This window comes from Vibrio hippocampi (assembly GCF_921292975.1).
Classification (GTDB): Bacteria; Pseudomonadota; Gammaproteobacteria; order Enterobacterales; family Vibrionaceae; genus Vibrio; species Vibrio hippocampi.
In genome coordinates this window covers 915,734-934,093 of record NZ_CAKLCM010000003.1, presented here as the reverse complement: position 1 = coordinate 934,093, position 18,360 = coordinate 915,734, and the positions used below count along the sequence as shown (strand labels likewise).

At 41.3% G+C, this 18,360-nt stretch carries 14 protein-coding genes and 1 pseudogene; 4 read left to right on the top strand and 11 right to left on the bottom strand.

What is annotated here, in order from left to right; all coding sequences use genetic code 11:
- Window positions 1–109: 109 nt before the first annotated feature.
- Together L9Q39_RS17315 and L9Q39_RS17310 are read right to left on the bottom strand one after the other, a co-directional pair.
- Window positions 110–448, bottom strand: coding sequence for a type II toxin-antitoxin system RelE/ParE family toxin (locus tag L9Q39_RS17315; RefSeq protein ID WP_237486335.1), 339 nt, complete (start codon window positions 446–448; stop codon window positions 110–112).
- Window positions 445–687 carry a type II toxin-antitoxin system ParD family antitoxin gene (locus L9Q39_RS17310; protein ID WP_237486334.1) on the bottom strand — a complete coding sequence of 81 codons (243 nt, stop codon included), beginning with the start codon at window positions 685–687 and terminating at the stop codon, window positions 445–447. Before L9Q39_RS17310 ends, L9Q39_RS17315 begins: the two co-directional genes overlap by 4 nt.
- Window positions 688–974: 287 nt before the next feature.
- Here L9Q39_RS17310 and L9Q39_RS17305 point away from each other — a divergent pair.
- Window positions 975–1,122 (top strand): annotated as a pseudogene (locus L9Q39_RS17305) (IS256 family transposase); the annotation flags it as partial.
- A 59-nt stretch (window positions 1,123–1,181) separates the two neighbouring features.
- On the opposite strand, the gene L9Q39_RS17300 reads toward L9Q39_RS17305, so the two are convergent.
- Both L9Q39_RS17300 and L9Q39_RS17295 read right to left on the bottom strand, forming a co-directional pair.
- Window positions 1,182–1,934 (bottom strand): DUF3307 domain-containing protein, encoded by a 753-nt coding sequence (locus tag L9Q39_RS17300; RefSeq protein ID WP_237486333.1) that lies wholly within the window; start codon window positions 1,932–1,934, stop codon window positions 1,182–1,184.
- Window positions 1,927–2,577 carry a hypothetical protein gene (locus L9Q39_RS17295; RefSeq protein ID WP_237486332.1) on the bottom strand — a complete coding sequence of 217 codons (651 nt, stop codon included), beginning with the start codon at window positions 2,575–2,577 and terminating at the stop codon, window positions 1,927–1,929. Before L9Q39_RS17295 ends, L9Q39_RS17300 begins: the two co-directional genes overlap by 8 nt.
- Window positions 2,578–3,455: 878 nt before the next feature.
- On the opposite strand from L9Q39_RS17295, the gene L9Q39_RS17290 reads away from it, so the two are divergent.
- Complete coding sequence (locus tag L9Q39_RS17290; RefSeq protein ID WP_237486331.1) at window positions 3,456–4,631, top strand: hypothetical protein; 1,176 nt, start codon at window positions 3,456–3,458, stop codon at window positions 4,629–4,631.
- Window positions 4,632–4,776: 145 nt separating this feature from the next.
- Here the strand turns inward: L9Q39_RS17290 and L9Q39_RS17285 are convergent, their stop codons facing one another.
- Window positions 4,777–7,575 (bottom strand): tetratricopeptide repeat protein, encoded by a 2,799-nt coding sequence (locus tag L9Q39_RS17285; protein ID WP_237486330.1) that lies wholly within the window; start codon window positions 7,573–7,575, stop codon window positions 4,777–4,779.
- A gap of 226 nt (window positions 7,576–7,801) precedes the next feature.
- On the opposite strand from L9Q39_RS17285, the gene L9Q39_RS17280 reads away from it, so the two are divergent.
- Complete coding sequence (locus L9Q39_RS17280; RefSeq protein ID WP_176289543.1) at window positions 7,802–9,496, top strand: ATP-dependent nuclease; 1,695 nt, start codon at window positions 7,802–7,804, stop codon at window positions 9,494–9,496.
- Window positions 9,493–11,142: a UvrD-helicase domain-containing protein gene (locus L9Q39_RS17275; protein WP_176289542.1), complete on the top strand. Its 1,650-nt coding sequence runs from the start codon at window positions 9,493–9,495 to the stop codon at window positions 11,140–11,142. The genes L9Q39_RS17280 and L9Q39_RS17275 overlap by 4 nt, the downstream gene beginning before the upstream one ends.
- A 50-nt stretch (window positions 11,143–11,192) precedes the next feature.
- Here the strand turns inward: L9Q39_RS17275 and L9Q39_RS17270 are convergent, their stop codons facing one another.
- From L9Q39_RS17270 to L9Q39_RS17245, 6 genes are read right to left on the bottom strand one after another with little or no spacing between them, the layout of a single operon-like run.
- Window positions 11,193–11,672, bottom strand: coding sequence for a hypothetical protein (locus L9Q39_RS17270; RefSeq protein ID WP_237486329.1), 480 nt, complete (start codon window positions 11,670–11,672; stop codon window positions 11,193–11,195).
- Between the two features lie 41 nt (window positions 11,673–11,713).
- Window positions 11,714–12,307, bottom strand: coding sequence for a hypothetical protein (locus L9Q39_RS17265; RefSeq protein WP_086458393.1), 594 nt, complete (start codon window positions 12,305–12,307; stop codon window positions 11,714–11,716).
- A gap of 11 nt (window positions 12,308–12,318) precedes the next feature.
- Window positions 12,319–13,902 (bottom strand): TnsD family Tn7-like transposition protein, encoded by a 1,584-nt coding sequence (locus tag L9Q39_RS17260; RefSeq protein WP_086458392.1) that lies wholly within the window; start codon window positions 13,900–13,902, stop codon window positions 12,319–12,321.
- 4 nt (window positions 13,903–13,906) lie between these two features.
- A complete protein-coding gene (locus L9Q39_RS17255; protein ID WP_047103489.1) occupies window positions 13,907–14,821 on the bottom strand; it encodes a TniQ family protein in 915 nt (304 codons plus the stop codon).
- Entirely contained in the window at window positions 14,814–16,208 is a 1,395-nt protein-coding gene (locus tag L9Q39_RS17250; RefSeq protein ID WP_237486327.1) for an ATP-binding protein, read from the bottom strand. Before L9Q39_RS17250 ends, L9Q39_RS17255 begins: the two co-directional genes overlap by 8 nt.
- Window positions 16,198–18,357 (bottom strand): TnsB C-terminal domain-containing protein, encoded by a 2,160-nt coding sequence (locus tag L9Q39_RS17245; RefSeq protein ID WP_237486326.1) that lies wholly within the window; start codon window positions 18,355–18,357, stop codon window positions 16,198–16,200. Before L9Q39_RS17245 ends, L9Q39_RS17250 begins: the two co-directional genes overlap by 11 nt.
- Window positions 18,358–18,360 lie beyond the last annotated feature (3 nt).

The following is an 18,360-nucleotide window of genomic DNA, read 5'->3' as shown; positions in this document are numbered from 1 at the left end:
GCGTTTGGCGATAACCGATGGTTGAGATATCCGTAACGCAGAATTGCCCCATTGTGTGTCAGCGGCACCTGTCTTCAGTCTATGCTCGTGGTTCAATACAGCTTACGCTCTATTGCCGTCCTAATGCCGTCGGTGGTTGTGCCACACCCGATGCGCCAAAGATAGGGTTTACATCCATGCTCTTATGCAAGATACGAATTATCTGAATATTTTGGCTACCAACCTGACGATAAAATATCACGTGGCTGCCTTGAGGGAACTTTCTATAGCCGTCTCTGATTTCATCACAAGGCTTTCCGATGTCAGGATTTTCAGCGAGTAGCCAAAACGAATCGTCAAACTGCTTCAAATATATATTTCGTTGTTCTCGTCCCCAACGACGTGACGTAAACAGAGCTATATCACGTAAATCAGTCTTGGCTTTGTTGGTTAATTGAAATGGTTTCATTTTCTCTCTTCGCTATCCAACTCATTGATGAACGAATCAAGATCATAATCAGCAGTTCCACTTTCTTCGCCTTCAGCGAGTAGCTGGCGTAAAGTGTTCATTTTGGTTTCTTGTGTCTCTAACAAGCGTAAAGCCGAACGGATCACCTCGCTTGCAGAACTGTATCGTCCGCTTTGTATTTGACCAGCAATGAATCCATCAAAGTGTTCACCAAGAGTAATGCTTGTATTTTTAGCCATGATATAATCCTCAATACCAATTAATACCTAATTATGGTACTAAAGTGACGTGGGTGCAAGGCGCATAACAAACGACTAAGGTTTCAAGATACTTTTTCTAATCTGACCGAAATGGTTTAGAGCAGCACACCTAAAAAATTTCTGTCCAGAGGCGTGCTAGCGGGGCATGAAACACGAAAATGCCCCATTGCTTGTTTCGAGTGATTCAACACATACTTCACCAAAGCTTCATCTTACTTACTTTTTCTTATCTAACTATGCGACCAAATTTACTAATCCACTACAGTCCGACGGATGAATCAGCTAGGAAGGTGGTGTATGTATCTAGCGATCCAAGACGCATCGAAAAAATGGACGATGCCGATCAGGAACTGGCGACAAGCCTTGAATCGCTTTATGATTATGTTCGAAGACAGACTTACTGATTACTTGTAACCCCGAGCAGTTACACAGAATTATTTACAGGATCTCATAATTGCCGAATGCCTTTTTGATCATTTAATTTTCACATCCAAACCAAGTGATATTAAGGTACCTACCAGTGTTGTGATCACCACCGATACCAATGAACCAATCAGCACATACTCAGTCATGCTTCGGTCGTCTGATTTATTCAACTCACCAAATCTAAATATTGACTTAGCCGCCAATACAAAACCCACCGCTGCATAGCTCCCCACAAGCGTAAAGGTCAGTATTAACACTCGCTCTAAGTAACCGATCAACTCACCACCTGCGATAAGACCACTATTATCTGTATCTTCGCCTGATATAGGATATTTTCTTAAGACGCTGCCAATCAGAATCGAAGTCGGCTTGAGAATTAGCAAGTAAGCAAAGACCACCATAACACCATCCGAGAACTTCTCATGTTGTAACACGGTATCAATCGTTACACCATCTGCCATGTGAAAGGCAATAACTGCTAGCACCGATATATGCAAAGTCTGGTCAATAATAAAATAGGAAAACTTATCACCATTTCGTGCTCTTACCTTCCACAAGTCGATAATAAAATGACTTATCGCAATGATAGCTACCAAGCAAGCAGTTGAGCGCCAATCAATACCTAATGCTATAGCAGGAACTAACAACGCGATGCCGTGTAATAGTGAGTGAAAGTACAGTTCAGTTGAACGGTAAGTGTATTTTTTCTTTGCTTCTACCCATTGGTTTGGTTGGAGGTAAAAATCACAGATGATGTGAATCATCAAGAACGGTATTAGAACACCAAAAAAATCAAACATACTTGAGCCCCGCTACTTGGTTTATGAATCGCCAATTTAGCTCACTGATTAGCGACCAACCTGAAGCTTTAAGTGACTTACTGGCAGTAGCAGTAGCAACATCGAGCTTTTCTGCTAACTCACTAATAGACAAACCTTCATTGGTTCGAAACATCGGAAGCATAACTTCACATTGGCGCGAGGTTAATTCCGTTAGTTGTTTATCGAGGTACTTAAAGAGTAAGTCAAAGTGCTCAGTGAGTTCGAAACGGTCAGAGTTAAATAACAACCTGTCGCTTTTCAAGGCTTTTAGTCCACGTCCAGAAAGAACAAATGCTTCACCCATCGATTCAGAGACCGACTCACGCAAATCGGTATTAGAGGCAATAGCAAGGCTGATGCGACTATCAAACTCTTTGCCAAGCGCTTTAATGCCAATACGATAAATGATGGTGTATCTCAGAGCGTTCTCAATGTCATGCACCACGGTCTGAAATTCATCGCCACGCTCAATACTGTGCGCATTTGATGAATTTCCTTCGGTGATCCATCTCTGAATATCTTTGATTCGTTTAAGTAGCTGTTCAAACTGATCAGATGTTAGCTTGGTTGAGTTGACAATATCGCCGCTGATCACTGCGATAGGTTTAGAGGTGGGCTCCACATTAAAACTCCTTCTTGCATGCAGATACCAATTTAGCCGTTTATGGCTAAAAATGCAAATTTAGCCATTTGTGGCTAAAAAATGCAATTTAGCCGTTTATGGCTAAAAAAATCATGGAGCATGTCATGACCTTAGTTTGGCTGTCATCACTCTTACAAGTGCCGTTATACTACCGTAGTAGTGAGCCAATATGATCTACACCATCAATACTGGATACTGAGTTAAGCGACTTTTCCATACTTGAAGTCATTCATTAATTACTAATTTAGTAAAGTCACTGACTCATTGATGTCCAAACGCGAGTTACACAGCAGTACGTAGACGTTAACACAGTCTCCACGACACCCTGCCATTTTCAAATTCGCCCTAAAAACAAAAAGCGAACCACTGACGGTTCGCTTTTGAATTTTTAGAAGTTAACCAACTTAATTAGTTATCCTCATCAACCACTGATCACAGATAACTAAGATGGAAACTAGCTAGCTTTCTAAATCAGCCATCTGGAATACTTCTCAAAAATAACCAAGTTGCAAACTCCTACCGCTTAATGGCAAATGAGGCCATCAGGTTTGGTTAACTAAGTTGAAAACTTCCTCTTCAATAGAACTCTCTCACTTAGAGTGATTGTTCAGTTCGTAAAACCCGAACCGTACTTTGCGAACCGCACTTTACGAACTGTGAATTTCCACCACACAAGCAGTATATAAACAGCTCAGAATACGAAACTCCTCTATCTTTTGGGTTGTTATGGATAGTTGTATCACTATGGATTCTAAAATTTGAGATTGGATTCATGTATTTGTTTCATCAATGAAACCTAGTATTGAAATTGAAACATATATGGGTACTGTTTATGTATACAGTGTCTTGGGGGTGTCATGTCATTAAAAAGTGTTAGACCAAAGAATGCGTATGTAAAGCTGTATTCTGAAGATGGTAGCGTGGGCTATTACCAAGAAGATGACATTTCAGGAGAGCATAGCCTTGTTAGTATAGAGAAGGCTATACGAATAGCCAAAGACAATCGCAAACTGCACAAGAAAAGGCACTATATGAGCTTGCATCCTAACCCAGATGATAGATATCGGCTTAAAGTTCATACAGTAAATAAACAGTTCGAGCGTTACAGTAAAGGTGAATCTGAGTTGGATATTGATAGAGGTTATGACGAGTCGATGACTCATAAGTGTGCAGTCGAGGCTCTTTCAAGAATGCAGAACATGAAATTCATATTTGTTGGTGACTGTAAACATAAGCCTTTGGAATTTGACTTCACCTCTATACGGAAAGAGCCTTATTTGAACTTACCCAATAGCGCGACGTACTACCCTGATGTTCTTTGTACTTTTGAAGAAGATCATGAAATGTATGATCAATGGGGGGGCAAGCTGGCTATCGAAGTTAAGTACAAGCACGGTTGTGAATCTTACAAGATAGAAGACTTCATGTTTCACAATATACCAGTACTCGAATTATTCATAAAGAATGATACGTTTCGTCAGTTCCCCGCTGAAAGGCCTGGTTGGCCAGAGGAGCGCTTATGGGGCCCCGAACTAGTAGAAAAGCATATCAATGACCTCATTTCATACTTTGAAAAAGGGATTTACGTAACTCTTATCGTCAATCCAATATCTACAAGGGTACACCATAAAGTAGTGCGTAAATTAATCAGCGATTTCCATGAAGAGAAAAGTCTCTTGGAGCAACAAATTGATGAGTCTGATTCAAAAGTAAAGTTATTTTCGAATGAGTTGAACTCCGAGAGGGCCAGAATTCAAAGGTTAAAGAGTGAAGTTGACTCATCTGAACAAAGACTTCAGCGTGTGCAGGGTAGGAAGCAAGAAGAGATAGATAACCAGGCGCTAGCACTTGAAAGATTTCGAAATACGGCCTTGCTTGAAAAAAAGAAGAACCAGATTAAGAACTGGGTTGTTTATGCCTTTATAGCAACTATGGTTTTTCTACCTAATCTTGTTATTGCATCATTAAATGAGGTTTTTTCTATTATCTTCTCTGTACATAGTAAAATTGCTTTAATGCTTGGCATATCCTGATGAGACTGTAACGAATAGAGGTGGTACATATCTATTAGGCTTTTTGGAGCTATGTGCCCGAGAGTTCACCACCATCAATCGTCTTTTACAAAACAAGCTGATTGTTAAGAACAAAGTTGCTTTAGTTTGTCATTTTATGAGCACCCTATACTGTTGTTAATGTTTTTAGCCGATTATCGATAGCTTCTCTGTATTTTGGATTTGAACATTTTTTTAATGCTCTCTTACAGTGCTGCCATGCCTTCACTGGGGAACCGCATTGCTCGTAGCATTTACTCAATAGTTCATGGTAAATAGATATTCGACTTATCCCATTTCGATCTTTGGATGCTTGATTAAAGCACTCCTTCGCGGTTCTTAATGCTGACTCATTCTGTTCATCTTCAAGGTAAGCTTTTGCAAGCTCATATAGAAGCCAGTGGTTTCTTTCGTTTTCGTCTATCCTGTTTATAGTTTTTATCGCTTTTTTGGGAACATTAGCAGAGGTGTAAGCTTTTGCGATCCCTCTAGCTGTAAATGAGGTTAGCGTAGGGTAATTACTTAATGCATCAGCAAAACGCAGGCTAGCTTCGTTTAAAGTTTCTTGCATAGATATTTTGTTCTCCCGATCAGCTTCAATAGCAGCATTGGTAAAAGCTTCGCAGGCGCTCAACCATTGCCTTTCATCAATTTGAACAGGAGAAACAACGGTTATCTCTGGAACGAGCTCAGCGATGTACAGCGATTGCTCACTGTGGTTGTATCCAAAACAAGAGGTAAATGAAACAAACCCTTCATAAAATTGGTCAAGCCCTTCAAGTGCTGATAGTGCAATTATATTGGCGAGCTTTCTTACGGAGTCTTTCTGGGAATTGACATCATTCTTCACATTCAAATAAGATCTCAGGCGTGCGATAGTTGCTAAGGATACTCGTAGTGGAACAGAGGCGGAGTCATTAAGCATTTCCTGAATTAAAATGCGCATTGACTCTTCACCTACTCGTTTAATTTCTGGTCTAGCCTCTCGCTGGCTACCTAGATGAGCTATTTGACCATGAGTTGCGTGCCAATCAGGTTTTAATGCTAGTAGTTTAGTAAATGATGCTAACGCTTCATCTAGTTCTCCACATCTGCGAAGGGCTTTCCCTTGATGGTGAAGAAGCTCAGCTCGTAAGTCTTCATCGGAGGTCGTTTCTATTAACTTGGCATAAGAAGTTGCACAGGTCTTGTAAAAGCTCGTCCGCTCAGCTTTGTCGAAAATTGTATAGGAATGAATTTCCTTCGCATCAATAACACATTTTAGGTAAGGTAAATCCAATCTAGTCAATGATGTTAAAGGCAATTGGTGTAAGCCATCATAGAGTTCTGTTTTTCTATCACTTTCACACTGAAGTATCGAATAGTGAAGCCAGTCAGGGGAGCGGGACCCTCTCTTTATATGCTCTTGGTATAAAGGTTTAAAGCATAGATGTATTTGACGAATGACACTGGGAGTCATATCACCCTTAAACTTAGCCACAAAATCTTCAACATCTTTGGCTATCCCGCTTATATCGATGGATTCAATCACCGACTGAGCGACTAGATCGTGAACTTTCAATACACCAGGCACTTTGGTCGGTACAAGCAAAGAAAGTTTTTGTAGGGTATTCAGGTTGAGAAACCCTATGTAATTTTTTAGAAATTGTATTTCGTGAGTGTTTTGCCCTGAATTAGAAATTTTGGTCAGTGACTTAAGTGTCTTAGGTTCTAGTCTTGATAAGATTTTCTTAATTATAGATTTGCCACTATCGTCATCGATCAGTTCTGGATCTTGTAGTATCTCTGTATAAATATCTGATTTACTTATGCCTTCATTCTCTGCAAGTTTTCTTGCCATGGACAATATCAAAGGTGAAAAACGACATTTGGATACAAACTTTTCACAATCTGATGTAGATGTTGGAAAAGACTCCCCCAAAATCGCATATGCAACTTGCAGGGAGAACTGCGGGATCGGAAGGTATATATCTGACAAAGGTTGTGTTAGCTGCGATGTAATCAAAACAATACTACCTTTCTTGAATCCCTCAGCTAATTCATTAAAGGCGGTTTCATCTATAACTCGTTCTAAACTATCAATTATTAAGATTGTTTTTGTGGAGTTAAATAGTCCAGCAATGTTTACAGGTGCTCCTCCCCTTGAGCGCTGAACGCTACTCAACGGTTTGTTTTCAGACCAGTCGTCACCTATTATCCACACATAGTTTTGGAAGTCCTCTGTACACTTGTGTACAAAATCAATTGCTGTTTGAGTCTTTCCCGTACCACTAAGACCAGAGAGAACACATATCGGATTTTTCTGAGTTACATGAGTTATAATTTTATCTAAGACGGCGTCATCCCGAATGTGCCCTTGGCAAAGGTGTGGCAACTTTCCATAATATTCATAGTTATCTAGATTTAAAGAGAACAAAGGGAAGAATTGCTTGTAGAAATCCGCGATGTTGGGGTTACTAATTGATTGTTCGTAAATGCCTATGGAGAGCCTTCTAGCATCGATAAATGATATGAGGTGCGAATGGCGCTTTGCAAGATCAGTGGTGTTGAACTTCTTTCTAAAAGAGTTTGGTTCTTCTTGATTAGTTATTAGATATATCTTTTTGAGCACACATTTCGCTGCATGATTGACGGCGTGGTTTACATCATTTTCGATCTTTTCAAAAGTAGGGGACTTAGCTGTCCCTTTATGAGTGAAGTAGTTTTTGTCCGTGCTATATTCGCCTACCACTGTAAAATCGTCCGAAAAGGAGTCTACAGTGTAGTTGGCGGGTTTATAATCTTTGTTAAGGCCGTGATGTATCATCGGTTGACCTTCGCTAACCGCTATGAAATTGTTACCAACAAGCTCTATATCTCGGTCATCGAGATTCCCAATTTCTTCTATCAGATCTTTTACTATTCGTTTCTTTATATGTTCATGCATGGCAAGAAATCCCAGAACTTGATGAATTCCAAAGCACCAATTGGAGTGATGAACCAAAATAATCCTTATGGGTGCTTATATACTGCGCAGTTCGCGTTGGTTTTGTGATCTTTGTTTTTACTCCACTTTATACCTTTTGATATTCTTTTTCGAGTTTTGTTGCTCAGCGCCTGATTGCGTATCTGTTTGGTGTTGTGACAGTTTAGATTGGATGTAAGGTGAACGATTGAAAATTTCAAACATGCATTTACAGGGTTTTCGTAATTACGAAGATACCGATATTAACTTCAACGAGAAAACCCTCGTAATCGGAGCAAATGATGTAGGCAAATCAAACATGCTTCATGCTCTTAGGCTTCTACTTGATAGAAGCTTCTCTGAGGCTGATGTTGAAGCGTCCGAGTTGGATTTTCATATCGGCAAAGAAGCTATAAGCACAGAGCTTGCTATTACCATTAAGTTTGACGAGGTGGTAGAGGAATCGGTGCTCTCTACCTTGAAAGGGTGTGTGAGTGACAATGGAGAAGTTTATCTACAGTATCGAGCAAGTAGAGATAACCTTGAACCAAGAATCTTAATGGGTGAATCTATGGAGTCACTTGATGACTTCCCTCGGAGCAAGTACCTAAAATGTATGAACTTGAAGTATGTTCAGTCAAAAAGGGATTTAGATAAATTCATACAAAGAGAAAAGAAACAATTATTGAAGCATGCCCAACAGTCTTTACTAAAAGATGAAGCTGAATGTGATGAAGCTCTAATGGCTGAGATAAGTAGCGACTTGAAGTCCTTGAACAAGAAAGTATCAGCTCTGAAATATGTAGAAGCCGCAACGAATGACGTAAATGTAGAGCTTAAAAAGCTTGCACACCACAATAGTGATTATGAGGTTCAATTAGATACTGGAGCTATACAGGTGGGTGACTTCATTGAGAAGTTGCAACTGGGAGCGAATACTAATGGTTCCGACGTTCTCCTTGGGGGGGATGGAAGGAACAACCAGATACTACTGGCATTATGGAAATCTCGGAGTAGCCGAGAAAATGCTGAAAATGATAGTGTGGTGTTCTATGTGATCGAAGAACCTGAAGCTCATTTGCACCCTCATCAGCAAAGGAAATTAGCCAATTATCTTGTAGAAGAGTTAAGCGGCCAGACGATCATAACTACTCACTCTCCACAGATTGCTGAGGGTTTTAGTCCTGACTCAATTGTAAGGCTCTATGTTGAGGATGGAGAAACATGGGCTGCTGATGATGGTTGTTCAGAGCGGATTAGCGAAGCATGGGACGGGATGGGTTATCGTATGAGCATCATCCCAGCAGAGACGTTTTTTTCTAACGGAGTGTTGTTGGTTGAAGGGCCATCAGAGGTTATTTTTTATCACGCACTCGCAGAGGGACTTGGCTATGACTTAGATTTTCTAAATTTATCGATACTCTCGGTTGATGGAGTCGATTTTAGGGTGTTCATCGATATTTTAGAAGGATTGGATATTCCTGTCGTAATGAGGACTGACAACGACATTTCGAAAGTGCCAAACAAGGAGCTCTGGCAATATGCAGGTGTCAATAGATGCTTGACAATTATCAATGAAGAAAAGTGGGAGCATTCTGAAGTTAAGTTAACTCCTTGTGACATGCCCGAACCTGACTGGCAAGTTGTTAGTGAACAACTTGAAACATATGATGTGTTTCTATCTAGAGTAGACCTTGAAACAGACTTAGTGAGTGAATTCAGTCAGCCAACTTTGAAAGCACTTAATAAGACATCTGCCGCTGCCGCTATAAACTATTTGCAAGATAAGAAAGCAGTTAGAATGCGAGAATTAGTGATCGCGTTACGCGGAAATATGAGTGATTTAGCTAACAGTAACATTGCTAAACCATTATTAGCATTGATTAAGACTGTTCAGGAATGACTATTTTGAAGCTAACCGAACAACAAAAAAACGCTGTCGATTATCAGGATGGTAGTGCCGTAATAACTGCCTGTCCTGGTAGCGGTAAAACAACAGTTGTTAAAGAGAAAGTGCGTGCTTTGACTCCAATGCTTCCAAGTTATAAAGGTGTTATCGGTATATCTTTTACCAATAAGGCGAGCACAGAGCTTAGACAGAAATGCGAAGCAAACGGGCATGATACAAAAGCCAGTTTCTTTGGCACCATAGATAGTTTTTGCTTCAGTGAATTGATAGCCCCTTTTTTAGAAAGATTATGGGGAGGACAAGTTGCAGGTTGCGAGATAGTTAAGAAACTGACTGAAGATCACCTCTCACAACTAAGTCAGAATTATCAGGCCCCAACTCTTGAAGATGTAATGAATGATGGGGGATTTAATTCTCTTTACGAACAAAATGTGCTTTGGATGAGCTCCTTTTCGGGACTCGCATTGTTTGTATTGAAAAACTCTGAGGGAGCAAGGAGATACATAAAGGCCAGATATACACATGTATTTGTTGACGAATATCAGGATAGCTCACTTGCTCAGCACGAGCTGTTTCTTGAACTCGTCGAACTAGGATTAGTTGGTATAGCAGTTGGTGATAACGATCAATCGATATATGGTTTTAGGGGAGGTGACCCCAAGCTACTTGAGGAATTGACGCGTGAAGGTTCTGGTTTCAAGCACTTTGAGATTGATTTGAATCATCGGAGTCATCCTTCGATCGTTAACTATGCCAGCCGCCTAAAAAGACCTACTTGTAACTTGGTGGAACATGAAGAGGGTGATCTACGCGTCGTTCGGTTAGTGATGGAGGGATGGTTACCGACATGCGCTTCTACAGTCTCGGATTTAATAAGCGAATGGATCGCTGGGAAAAAATTTAAAGTAGAAAAAGCTTCAGATATTGCCATATTGGCAAAAACGGAAAGAATTTTAAAATTAGTGTCTGAGAATCTAGAGGTGCCAAATAGGTTGTACGTCGATGACAAACTAAACGCGATTGGCACAACCGCTTCTGATTTTTTGACAGCTTTAATTGAGTATAAGTACGGCAAAATTGTTAGCGCACAGGAAATATGCGATAAGTTTGCTAGGAATAGCTCACCCAATATTCGTCGTAAAAGTAGCTATGCGAGAGAGCAAGTTCGTATGCTGAAGCAAGAGGAAGACCATACACGGCTAGTTACTATTGCAAGCGAGCTCATAACTTTGTTTGACTTGGAGGTAAAGTCTGGAGAGTTAGAAGTATTCGCTGAAATACTGTTGGATGACTTAGCACTAAAGTCATACAAACCAATAAATCGTGAAGAAGTGCAAATCATGACATTGCACAAGTCGAAAGGATTAGAGTTCAAAGTTGTGCTTCACTTCGGATTGGAAGAGTGGAACTTCCCTTACCGAAGATATACAGGCGATTGGAATGATCCTCCGCAATACCCTGACTTACAACAGGAAATGAACCTTCACTATGTAGGAATAACACGTGCAGAAGAACTTTGTGTTCTTTGTCAAAGTGAACTGCGTGAGAATTCGAGAGGAGAGCTCAAAACTTCAGCACCGTCATATTTTTTGAGTTTGGTTCAGTTGAATGGTTTGTTTATAAATTCGCTTCCTTCGTGAATTTTATATATCTTTCCGACGCCCTCTTTTTCGGATAGTTAAAACGGGTGTTAGAAAGTAATGCTTTTTGTCTTAATTCTGCGCCCATCAGGTCTTAACCAGTCCTCAACGAACACCTCAAACAAAGGCCCATCAATCAAGTCACAGGGTTTGGCGGTTACGTATTTATGACTTCGCGCTTCTGTTGAGACTAATCTCTCGTAGCCTTCTAAGTCACCTTTATCTAAGTATTTAGAAACTAATGCTGGTGGAGCAACAGCTCGCTCCACCAATACCGATTTCTCGGAGATCATCCAAAGTAGAATATCAGTGTCGTCTCGGCCTTCTCGCATGAGACTAAGATTGTTTCTGAGGTTATCTATAAGATTAAAATGCTCATCGAACTGAAAGGACGGGTAGTACCTCCAGCCGTTCACATTGATACAAAGAGCGTTGTGCTGCTCTTCGGGTAACTCCTCATGAGAAATGAGTTCTAGGCCGTTGAGAAGCGAGACAATAGCTTTTAATCGCTTAGTTTCGAGCTTATTCATCAGATCTCCTCACAGCGATCATTGCGTTGGTCATCATACGGTTAATTTTCGTCGGTTGAGTCTTGGTCATCTTCCAATTTGTTACATTCAGCGATAACTTCTCGGTGACGTCTTTGTTTTTCTTTGTTTTCTTCTTTTTGTGCTTCAATACGCCTCATGTCTGAATACCACACAAGCCATTCATTCAATGTTATAGATTTGCTCTCAACAGCGATTTGATTAAATGTGAGCATGTAATCACAGAACATGTTGAACACTTTCGCTTCATCGTCTCTTCTTAAGAGTGATGCAGGGCTAGCTGTGACATAGTTACGACTTTGCTCAAACAACTTTTCGGCTTTCATGTATTGCTTCATGCGTGCCTTGAGGAAAGCTGGGCGCCTAACAGGTACTTTGTAATCCCAAATTTGATAAGTTCTTTCAGTAAAGAACCACTTAACTGAGTTTTCTTGTTTGATGATCTTAATCAGGTCAAGACGTGGTGCTAGGTACGGATGAATGTCTCCATTTTCATCAAACTGCTCTCTCGGATAGAGCCTTGTATTATTAAGAGTCACAAACATCGCGATGTCACGTAAGCGAGGTTTGACTTCGTGTGCTTCGAAAATTTGTTTGAATGTACCGAGAAATTTCATAGTAATTGTTCCTAATTTTGGGATTTTGAGACGATTTTTTCCGCTTGCCTAACCGAAAGGGGTAGGCGTTTTCTGTTTTTGATTAATGAGTGTTGTGAGTCCACCTGCCTTTCGACGTGTGAAACTGAAGTAGCCTTCTTTACGTGTCGCTTAATTTGTTTAGCCAGCTTTTTATCTGCCAGATTCCAATCAATAGATTGATGGTACTTAGCAGGCTCTCGTTTTGGTAAGTGCTGGTTTAGCCAGTCCTTGTCATATCGAAATAGCCACATGTAGCAACTGCTCGAATTTTTAATCTCTGTCCGAGTTAATGTTGGATTCTGGGAAATGATCTTCTGGAGTGTTTGACGATATTGATGTCGTTTTTGGCAGAACCAGAGTCGTTTTCTCCATGCGGATAATCCTGACATCGCATTTATTTGCTGTTCTACAGTACCAACGCTAACACCGCATAATTTGGCGATATCTCGTCTATGAACCCCGCGAAAAGCGAGTCTCAATATTTGGTCGACTAATGCATCGTTGAGTCTTTTAAATCGATGCTTGATTGTGACCCCATTGCGTTGCGCCATGGCTGCTAGAAAGCCAACCGAACATCCTGTCGCCTTGGCGACAGAACGAAGCGAGTTTCCTGAGGCCAACTCGGATAGACAGACACGAGGCTTATGAGATTCCCGACTACAATAGTTCGAGACCTGAGAAGTTTGTCGAAAGTAACACTTGGCGTTCTTCGCAAAGAAAGCACCAACCAATGCATGCTGTATGTAATGGTTGTAGTGGTCGTTTAGGAGAAGGCACCTTAAGAAATTGAATTTATATAGCTTCGAAGGCAGTAGCTTTGCACCAGCAAATAGAGGAGCCCAAAAGTCTTGTAGACGATTGACGGCTTCTGATTGCCTGATCTGTCCTTTCGGAGTTAACAAATGGGTCTTAATCATCCAAGATGAGTGAGAGGGTGTAGCAATATGCTCGTATCGACGTTCGTATTCATAGCGATGCCAACTACTGATGAATTGCGATAACCTCAAAGCTCGTTCTAAACAAAGATCAGAACCATGGAAACATCTATCGTAAGGTGTTGGTGGTAGTTCGATGCGTTTGTTAAGGCCATCGGCATCTGTCGGTGCATATTGCAGCCAACAAGCATGCTTTGGACAAACGAACATACCGCAATACTGATGTACGGTACGCCAAATACCATGCCCCCATTTCAATGTGTCTTCCTCAAGGCATTGCGGACAGAACTTTAGTGCGCTGCTAAACCTTAACCGAGAAGAAGTAGTACGTGATAAGACCGCGATGTGACTGCCATCATTGCTCAACAGGTGCAATCTAAGTCTTGCTTTGCTTTTGTTATCTTGAAGGCAAGCGCCGACAACAGGGAAACAAGTACTGTTAAACAACAACCTTTCCGCATCTATTGAAGTCTGTTTGGCAACTTGTTCGAGCATGCAAGGAAGCTGGGGGTTAATGCGAACATCTGTGCGCCCTAGGAGAGCTCGGTTTTTTTCGCGTAGCGAGCGTCTTGGTGAGGCTGCGTGGTGTCGCGCAACAAGGCTATAAAAGGCTTCACCAGCTATTTCGTGCAGGTACATAGGTCTATAACTGTCCTGTAGCAACCAGCATGAGAATGTAGATCAGTGGTGGACTAAATCTGTTTGTTGAAGTCGATAAAAATAAGCGTGTTGTCCTCATCGTAGGAGAAATTATGTGATCATTTACTTTCCTCGTATTCGAGAAGTACTGCTCTAGAGCGCCTTTCCCTAGAGTCATGAAAATTTCTTTGTACCAATCGCCACAAGCTTTCTTAAAAGCCAACGTATCAGTTTGCTCAAGCGTAAACCCCATGCGTGCCAACGTATTTTGTTGCACGGATTCAAGGCATAGGGTGAGCGTTTGCTCATTTAACGCCAACATAAGCTGTTCAACTCTTAGCATTGTTTCATCATAATACGCTCCCTGACTTATCATGCTGGAACCACAGCTCGGACAGATTAATGTTGGGGTTTGCATTCGACTAAGATTTTTTACAGTGTAACTGCATGAAGAACAGCTATTAATGAGCCTCGTTCCGTGTTTGTAGCAGTGAAAAACCCCCTGTAGTTGGTGATGTTGGTGAAAATATGAAATACCAACAGTATCTAAGTCTTCAGCAATACAGTCTTTGCAGTAACGCCACAAACGATTATGTACCGTTTGGGATTGCGTAAAGTCGATGTCATATGGCTTTCCTTTCAAAAACAATGGTAGTTCGCGCTTCTCTCGCTCGTTGAGGAAAGACTCGATGACGTTACCGTGCATATGCATTTGCCAAATCGAACGATTGTCATCATTAAGAATATTCATCAGTATGGCGTCTAGGTCAGACATGACTGTAACTGGCGACGCACTGAAATTTGCCAGCCCTAGACGTTTTGCTGAAGTAGCAAAAGTGCCAAAAGGGGACATAGTATGAACTCGGCTAAGGAAGCTTCTTAGGTGTTCGTTCGGTAGTAGGTACAAGATGTTATTCATACTTTCTAGCCTGCGCTAGTAAGGCTTCAGGAGTTAAGCTCTCTAGCATTTCTTGGTCTTTCTCAGTAAGGTTTGCGGCAGAACGAGAGCTTCTTGGGGATTGCTTACAGACTTGGTTGCCGTCAATATTTGAGCCACTTTCTGAAAACAAATCCTGTTGAACCGAGTGCAATTGAGATAAAGGATTGCAATCCTCATATTTATAAAACTGACCTCGCTTTAGTGCAGTTAATGCGCCTGAGACCAAGAGAAATTGCTCTTTGAATACATGGTCTAGAGCAGCCATGCTTAGGTCTTGATTGTTTGGTGTTAGATAAGTCAGATAAGACAATGTGGCCTTTATTAGGCTGCTTGCGATAGCAGGGATCCCTGCTGATAAGTAGTGAACATGGCGCGTTAGAGTATCAATGTCAGTTGTCTGATTTTTAAGTAATTGTGTCGGGCACATTTGCTTAATGAAGCGTTTCCAAAACGAGCTTTCAACATCACATTGCTCTAAGATTAGCGACCCTGTCTTTCCAATTCGCCTAGCGGCAGTCATCTCTTTAGAAAACAGATTGAGTGTTGATAGTGTCCCGACGAGTAATAGTGGTACACCAACCTTGTTAAACAACTCTTCCACGAACTTTAGTGTGGCGTTCTCGTTGTTACCAACTTTCTCGTACTGTCGAGTTTCAGATAGGTTCTGAGCTTCATCTAGAACAATAATCCCAACACCATGGATGAGTAGCGCCTTACGAACCGCAATCATGAGCGCCGTAACTGAGCTTTTCTGATGTGACTCATAATAATTCTCACCAGTTACCGAATCGATGGACTCAAGAATCCTCCAGAGTAGTGCACGCTGCCCGCGAGCTGTTGGGATATCGATCTTAAGCCAGACAATCTGTTCGTAGATGAACTTTTGTCCTTGGTACTCTTGATGTGAAATGACTTGAGGAATGGCAGACAAGATGCTTTCTACCATCGCTGACTTTCCGCGACCTGATAGACCTGCTACCAAAAAACTCTGCTGATTTGCTGTTTGCTTTAGAGTGCGCTCTTGCCCTTCAGGTATTTCAATAGAGTCGGCAAATTGCAATTGTTTAATATCGCCATACACCAAAGGGTTGCGATAGATATAGCCTCGTTCAATCATGCGAAATACGGTGTCATAAAGGCGTGGGGCTTCATCCTGAACAACATAGCACTCAGATAGGTTATCAATGAATGTTCTGGTGTAGTAACCATGATGCTCAGTAGGGAGCGAACTGACATCAATCATCATGTCAGGAGATAGTGTTGTTGCCTGGATAAATTGTTTAGGTAGCAATGGCATTCCTAGCGCTTCAATCAGAGGATTTTGTGCCATCTGAGAGTTAGGGTGAGGTATATAATTAGCTATCATCTTGTTCATCATCAAAGTCAAAAAAATCAGGTGTTTCCAAGTGTTGGGTATTCTTTTTAGCAGTGGAGCTAGCGTTATCTTCGGAACTTAAGGTTGCTGCTATCTGCTCAGATTGTTTGCTGCGTTCAATAGAAGAGACGATACTCTTTCGTTCTTTGATACCTGTCTGGATAGACTTTGCTGACGATGTTTTTAAGTATCGAGCGTCAGCTTTTGCTTGTTTATCGATTTCATCCAGTTTGTTTAAGAACTCAATTTTGTTAGCGAATGAATGTTCTTCATGAAGGCTTTGTTTTTGTTTGGTTAATTCGATTTCATGAAGGGTCGATTGCCAAATTTGATTACGATACGCTTCAGAGCGATCAGTGAGTTCTAAAGTAATTAGTTCGTTAGATTCAGGGTCTTTACACCAAATAAAGTTCGTTGAATTTTGGTCGTATCGAACTTCCACTGTGTATCGACCAAAATTACGAGCTTTGTCTAACCATTGTTTATGAATGATTTTGTTAGCGCTGTAATACAGCCCCTTAAAGTAAACGCCCTCCATTCTCACAGTCGCCTTGTCAGCAGGTAGCAATGCGAAACGAAGTCGCTCTTCAGGAATCTGAGCTGGCGGTATCACCATTTCTTCTAGCCCGTAGAGATATAAGTCTCTAGGAGAGAAACCAACATCATCACGAGACATCTCGAAGTTATGGTTGTTCTTTCTAAGGCGGTTGTTATTGGTATAAATGATTGTCCTTATGAGCTTTTCCATGAATGCTTTGAAGGACATCGACGCTTTTCTAGAAGCGTGTTGCTCTTCCTTGCTGGGTACTTTCATGACTTGACCAGGCACAAATCGAACAGCATTTTGATGAAAAATATCAAATGCTTTCTCGACAGTTCCTTTACAATCCCCGCGATGATACGGAGCGAAACTGGCGATTGATAAGCCAATTTCACCCTTAAGCATGCTTTCAATGTTACGGTCTGTATACTCGGAACCTCGATCCATGACTAACTGTGAGCAGACATGGTGGCACGGCCATTCGTTTTCAGTAATTTCAACGCCATAGCGTTTAGCAAACTGGACTTTGTTGGTAAAAGCATTGAAAAGGGCTTGTGATGCTCCCGTCCAATCTGGGCCGTGAAAACAAGCATGAGTGCCAACAAACATGCCAGACCACGTATCTACAACTAGATAGATCACAGGGCGTCCCGTGGCTAACTGATTGGTTTTGTCGTAGGGGTAGCGTATGTATTGATCAACGACTGTGGCATCTATTTCATAGCGGCTGGTGGGGCCACGAACACCCTGTCGAGCGAGGCCCGCACGGCCTCGGAAGTCTTTTTGAAAATTGGTCGTGCCGACAGCCTTCCTTATCAATTCAAGTTGATCTACGTTTTGTTTAAAATGATATTTAAATGCATTTCGTGAAATGAGTTTGGCCCTTGGAACAGGTAAAGCTATCTCATGTGCTTCTTCAATCATTGGTTTAACACGTGCATACATGAACTTGCGTGTAAACTGATCGTAAAGGTCACTCAGCCTAGCTTTGCCACCGTTTGGAATGGTTTTAGCAAATCGTCGAATATGTTTAATGTCTTGCTGAGTGACTCCACGATAAGGACTTCCATATCTGGTTTTCGGGCCACTTTTGCCTAACTCAGGGTCTTGGTCAAATGACGGTGCTTCAGGTAAAGACTGATTCGTTCCGCAATTTCTCCACAGAGGGAGTAGAGCATTGACATGAGAACCGTAATACCAGTAACGATTTAAAATTTTTGCTACATAACTGCGGCTGCGACCTGATGTTTCTATCAATCGATGTAAGATTGAACAGCTATCGATAAAAAGATAGTTGTAACGTAGTTCGTCGTTATCGATTAACGGGGCTATAATGTTGAAGCTGCTATCTCTGCGTTGTAACCACTTTCTGCGCTTCTTATCCTTCAGTAACTCTTCGTCCGACATGTATAGGTAAGGGCTAAAGGAATGCTCTAGCACTTTCCATTTGCCCAGTTCTATTTGGCTCAACGTATCACTTAGCATAATCGTATGAGGCCTTTTAGGTCGTTCAACATTGAGCTGAGTGACAGCAATCAGGTCGAGGTCTTGGCAAATATCTACGATAAGATATTCAAGCCCTTTTTTGTCATCGACCAATTT

Excerpts from the sequence above, each read along its gene's own strand:
- L9Q39_RS17250 (WP_237486327.1), bottom strand. The coding sequence starts at position 16,208 with ATGATAGCTAATTATATACCTCACCCTAACTCTCAGATGGCACAAAAT.
- L9Q39_RS17315 (WP_237486335.1), bottom strand. The coding sequence starts at position 448 with ATGAAACCATTTCAATTAACCAACAAAGCCAAGACTGATTTACGTGAT.
- L9Q39_RS17255 (WP_047103489.1), bottom strand. The coding sequence starts at position 14,821 with ATGAATAACATCTTGTACCTACTACCGAACGAACACCTAAGAAGCTTC.
- L9Q39_RS17270 (WP_237486329.1), bottom strand. The coding sequence starts at position 11,672 with ATGAATAAGCTCGAAACTAAGCGATTAAAAGCTATTGTCTCGCTTCTC.
- L9Q39_RS17290 (WP_237486331.1), top strand. The coding sequence starts at position 3,456 with ATGTCATTAAAAAGTGTTAGACCAAAGAATGCGTATGTAAAGCTGTAT.
- L9Q39_RS17310 (WP_237486334.1), bottom strand. The coding sequence starts at position 687 with ATGGCTAAAAATACAAGCATTACTCTTGGTGAACACTTTGATGGATTC.
- L9Q39_RS17260 (WP_086458392.1), bottom strand. The coding sequence starts at position 13,902 with ATGTACCTGCACGAAATAGCTGGTGAAGCCTTTTATAGCCTTGTTGCG.
- L9Q39_RS17285 (WP_237486330.1), bottom strand. The coding sequence starts at position 7,575 with ATGCATGAACATATAAAGAAACGAATAGTAAAAGATCTGATAGAAGAA.
- L9Q39_RS17300 (WP_237486333.1), bottom strand. The coding sequence starts at position 1,934 with ATGTTTGATTTTTTTGGTGTTCTAATACCGTTCTTGATGATTCACATC.
- L9Q39_RS17265 (WP_086458393.1), bottom strand. The coding sequence starts at position 12,307 with ATGAAATTTCTCGGTACATTCAAACAAATTTTCGAAGCACACGAAGTC.
- L9Q39_RS17275 (WP_176289542.1), top strand. The coding sequence starts at position 9,493 with ATGACTATTTTGAAGCTAACCGAACAACAAAAAAACGCTGTCGATTAT.